The organism is Acinetobacter sp. 12966 (assembly GCF_031196995.1).
Taxonomy (GTDB): domain Bacteria; phylum Pseudomonadota; class Gammaproteobacteria; order Pseudomonadales; family Moraxellaceae; genus Acinetobacter; species Acinetobacter geminorum.
On the sequence record NZ_JAVIMC010000029.1, the window covers coordinates 1 to 212 of the forward strand.

General features: G+C 45.8%; 1 protein-coding gene. It reads right to left on the reverse strand.

Annotated features, from left to right (window positions below; genetic code table 11):
- Positions 1-212, reverse strand: a 212-nt coding sequence (locus RFW85_RS05670; RefSeq protein WP_375143861.1) for a hypothetical protein, incomplete at both ends; no start/stop codon positions are given.

Below are 212 nucleotides of genomic sequence, written 5' to 3' on the forward strand. Positions count from 1 at the left end.
TCGGTAGTCACAAGGGTGACTTCATTTCCTGAAATAAATGGGAGCTGTTTAATATCAAATGGGCCTGAAGGCACTAACCCTGAATAAATCTTTTGTTGATTGACATATAAATCTAAGGTCGAAGGCAATGCTGCCGAGCCGGAAAATTGTGGGAGTGCCGAGGTGACAATATCACCGCGTTGGCTATAAGCACTCGACCACTGGAAACCGGC